Origin of the sequence: Micromonospora arida, assembly GCF_003857035.1 — a bacterium.
In the GTDB taxonomy this organism is placed as follows: Bacteria; Actinomycetota; Actinomycetes; order Mycobacteriales; family Micromonosporaceae; genus Micromonospora; species Micromonospora arida.
Map to the genome: position 1 here is coordinate 1 of NZ_QGSY01000098.1, position 3,644 is coordinate 3,644.

Annotated in this window: 2 protein-coding genes, 1 pseudogene and 1 riboswitch; all 3 genes and pseudogenes read right to left on the reverse strand. The window is 70.0% G+C overall.

Annotated features, from left to right (window positions below; all coding sequences use genetic code 11):
- Positions 1–195: pseudogene (locus DLJ58_RS34230) on the reverse strand (MmpS family transport accessory protein); the annotation flags it as partial.
- 13 nt (positions 196–208) lie between these two features.
- Entirely contained in the window at positions 209–1,138 is a 930-nt protein-coding gene (locus DLJ58_RS04505) for an ABC transporter substrate-binding protein (protein WP_124853993.1), read from the reverse strand.
- A gap of 86 nt (positions 1,139–1,224) precedes the next feature.
- A riboswitch (cobalamin riboswitch) is annotated at positions 1,225–1,347 on the reverse strand.
- 146 nt (positions 1,348–1,493) lie between these two features.
- The gene (locus tag DLJ58_RS04510) at positions 1,494–3,371 is read right to left on the reverse strand and encodes a M14 family metallopeptidase (protein WP_124853994.1); all 1,878 of its coding nucleotides are present in this window, start codon (positions 3,369–3,371) and stop codon (positions 1,494–1,496) included.
- Positions 3,372–3,644 lie beyond the last annotated feature (273 nt).

Here is a 3,644-nt window from a genome sequence, read left to right on the forward strand (position 1 = left end):
GGCCGGCCGGGCCCCGGACGCCAGCCCGGCGGGTCGGGCCCCGGACGCCAGCCCGGCGGGTCGGGCCGTGGAGGGCAGCCCCGCGGGCCGGGCCTCGGCAGGAGGCTCGGCCCGCTCAGACGGCGACGGCGACGGCGGCGGCTCGGCCGGCCGACCGGTTGGTGCCGGATCGGACACCTTTCGCGGCCCGGTCACCGACGGACGACGGTCACGCGGGCACCTTGGCGACCGCGTCGATGATGACCCGGAGCAGGTCCACGACCCGAGGGCCCCAGCGGGAGGCGACGTCGTCGTCCAGGGCGACGACCTGGTTGTTCTTCACAGCGGTGAGGCCGGCCCAGCCACTGCGCGCCTTGACCGTGTCGGCGTTCTGCTGGCAGCACTTGGCGTCGGCCAGGAAGACGAAGTCCGGATCGGCCTTGACGATGAACTCCTGGGACAGCTGGGGGTAGCCGAAGCTCTTACCGTCCGCGTCAGCCGGGTCGGCGATGTTGGTCAGACCGGCCTGGCTGTAGAGCGAGCCGATGAACGTCTTGCTGGTGGCGCTGTACAGCTCCGGGCCCAGCTCGTGGAAGTAGGTGAGCTTCTCGGCGCGCTGTGGCAGGTCCTTGACCAGCTTGGCGATGTCGTCCTTCATCCGGGTGGCGACGTCGGTGGCCTGGTCGGCGTGCCCGGTCAGCGTGCCCAGCTCGGTGATCTGCCGGTACGTGTCGTCGAGCGTGGTCGCCGCCGGGGTCTGGTACACCGGAATCTTCAGCTTGCCGAGCTGCTCGACGATCTTGTTGCGGTCGTCGGAGAGCACCACGAGGTCAGGGTTCTTACCGGCGATCGCCTCGGCGTTCGGCTGGAAGGCGGAGAGGTCGGTCTTGGGCACGTCGGCCGGGTAGTTCGACTGGTCGTCGACGGCGGTCACCTGCGGGCCGGCGCCGATCGCGAAGAGCATCTCGGTGGCGGTGGGCGACAGCACGACGATCTTCTCGGGGCGCTTCTCGAGGGTGAGCGCGCCGACCGTGACCGGGTAGGCGGCGGCCGCGGTGCCGGCGCTCGGCTGATCGTCGGCCTTCTCGGCGCAGGCGCCGAGGGCGAGCGCGGTGACCGCGAGGGTCGCCGCGAAGAGCCGAGGGGTACGTCTGTTCATGGGGGCCTCCTGTCGGTCGAGGAGTGTGGTGCTTCGCCGACAGGGACTTTCGTACGCCCGCCCACGAGGCGCCCTTCCTCGAGAGCGCGTTTCGCGACCGATCCGCAGGCGACCTGGCTCGTCCCCACCTACCGGTGGGGCATCACAGTTGCGGGACAGCGCCGGGTTTCGCACCGGCTTCGCTGCGGACTGGTCGCTAAGACGGTAGCGCACCGCCAGGACATGCCGGATCGATCAAGGGCCGGTCAGTGTCGGTCGATCGCCGGAGCCGTGGCGCACGAGGGATATGTCCCGGATCTGGAGGCTCAGGAGCGGGTGGTGGGGCCCCGCCGGGGCGGGACGGGGCCCCACCCGATCAGGAGGACGTGATGGTGACGTTGTCCACAGCCGCCTCGACCAGGCTGGCCCCGGACGCGTCCGCAGCCTCGACGAGCACGCGGACCGACTGGCCGGCGTACGGGGTGAGGTTGAGGTTGGCGACCGCCCAGCTCCCGTTGCGGTTGCTGGCCGCGCCGGCCTGGGTGAGCAGCGCTGTGGTGCCGCCGTTGTGCACCACGCTCACCCGCAGGTAGTCCGCCGACGAGGCGTTCGAGCCGTGGGCCAGGTACCAGGCGAGCGAGAGGGTCAGCGTGCCGGACGACGGCAGGGTCACCGCCGGGGACCGGGCACTGGTCACGCCGCCGTCGAGGTCGTAGTCACCGGCCGCCGAGCCGGCGAGCCGGCCGGTGACCAGGTCGTTGGACCCGGCGTACGGGGTGAGCTGCTTGGCTCCGGAGGACGTGGTCGCCTGGGCGGCGCCCCGCTCGAACGCGCCGAGGGTGGCGGTGTCGGTGCCGCCCGGGTTGATGGTCCAGCCGGTGGCGGTCTCGAAGGTGTCCGACCAGACCGTGGTGCCGCCACCGCCGCCGCAGTACTGCGCCTGCTTGCCGATGGCCCGGTACGGGCAGTCGGCGTACTCGCTGAGCAGCAGCACCGCCTCCCGGTTACGTGAGGTCTGCGCCGGGATCACCTCGTCGGGCGGGTAGAAGCCGCCGCCGCCGGACGAGCCGGGGTACATCTCGAAGGTGTACGCCCAGATGTTGTGGGTGGCCCACATCCAGTCGAGGCTGTCCCCGTCGGTGATGTAGAGGTCGCTGGACTGTTCCGGGGTGTAGCCGTTGGTGGCCGCCATCTGCTGACCGATGGTGGCGAAGGTGTTGTACTGGTCGGCGTTCATCCCGGTCGCGGTGTTCGCTGTGGTGTAGCCGTAGGGCCAGAGCACCAGCTGCGAGTACGTGTGGAAGTCGATGTTGGCCTTGATCTGCTGCACCCCGCCGACCACCCGGCCGTTGACGAAGTTGCGCAGCGCCTGCGTCTCCGGCGCGGAGAACGCCGACGGCCCCCGGTAGGTCTCCGACGAGGTGCTGCCGGACGAGCCGCCGCAGCATCCCCAGTTGTAGGACCAGTTGCGGTTCAGGTCGGTGCCGACGTTGGACGAGCCGCTGTTGGGCTGCCGGTTCTTGCGCCAGGACCGGTACGACCCGGTGGCGATGTCGTACTCGCTGCCGTCCGGGTTGACCGTCGGCACGATCCAGAGCTCCCGGCCGTTGACGATGTTGGTGATCCGGGAGTCGCTGCCGTAGCTGTCGGTGAAGAGGTTGAGCAGGTAGATCGCCATCTCGACGGTCAGGTGCTCACGGGCGTGCTGCTGGGAGTTGAACAGGATCTCCGGCTCGTTCTCGTCGGTGCCGACGTTGTCGGAGATCTTCACCGCCATCAGGTCGCGACCCTCGTACGACGAACCGATGCTGATCTTGCGGGCGATCGCCGGATGGTCGGCGACGACCTGGTTCACGACGGCGGTCAGTTCCGCGTAGTCGTGGTAGTTCGAGTCGGCCGGTGGGAACGCCAGCGTGCCGAAGTCGCCGGCGCCGCGCTCGGCGTTGGGTGGCGGGGCGAGCGGTTCCAGCCGGAAGCCGAGCTTGCCGATCGCGGCGGCCTCGCTCGCGGTGGCCGAGATGTGCAGCACGCCGTGTTCGGAGTAGTCGATGGCGGCCCCGGTGCGGGCCACCGCGTTGCGGTCGGCGAGGGTCCGGGGCCCGAGCACCCGGTAGCCGGCGGCAGCCTGCTCAGCGGTGCGGTCCGGTGCCGGTCGGGCGGCGACCGGACCGGCGGCGACGGTGACGATGCCCAGCCCGGTGACGACAGCGAGCACCAGGACACGGCGGAGGGGGATGGGCGTGCGGAGGGCCATGGACTACCTCCTCGATGGGCGGGAGATCCCGCTCGGTGAAGGACACTTCACCACCTGTCACATGGTCATATCAACATTGATCGTTGCGTTGGCCATCCCAGGCGGATCATCACGGCGGCAATGATTTTCCACCTATCAACGTCTGGCGAAACTTCCCTCCAAGCGGAAAACTGACCAGCGACGATGCCCCCTCGACACCGCGGAGCACCCATGGCCAGATCCCGCCTGCGCGCGGCCGCCCTCGCCGGCGTCACCGCGCTCACCCTGCTCACC

Bases quoted from the DNA above. Each gene is read 5' to 3' on its own strand.
- DLJ58_RS04505 (WP_124853993.1), bottom strand. From the start codon at position 1,138: ATGAACAGACGTACCCCTCGGCTCTTCGCGGCGACCCTCGCGGTCACC.
- DLJ58_RS04510 (WP_124853994.1), bottom strand. From the start codon at position 3,371: ATGGCCCTCCGCACGCCCATCCCCCTCCGCCGTGTCCTGGTGCTCGCT.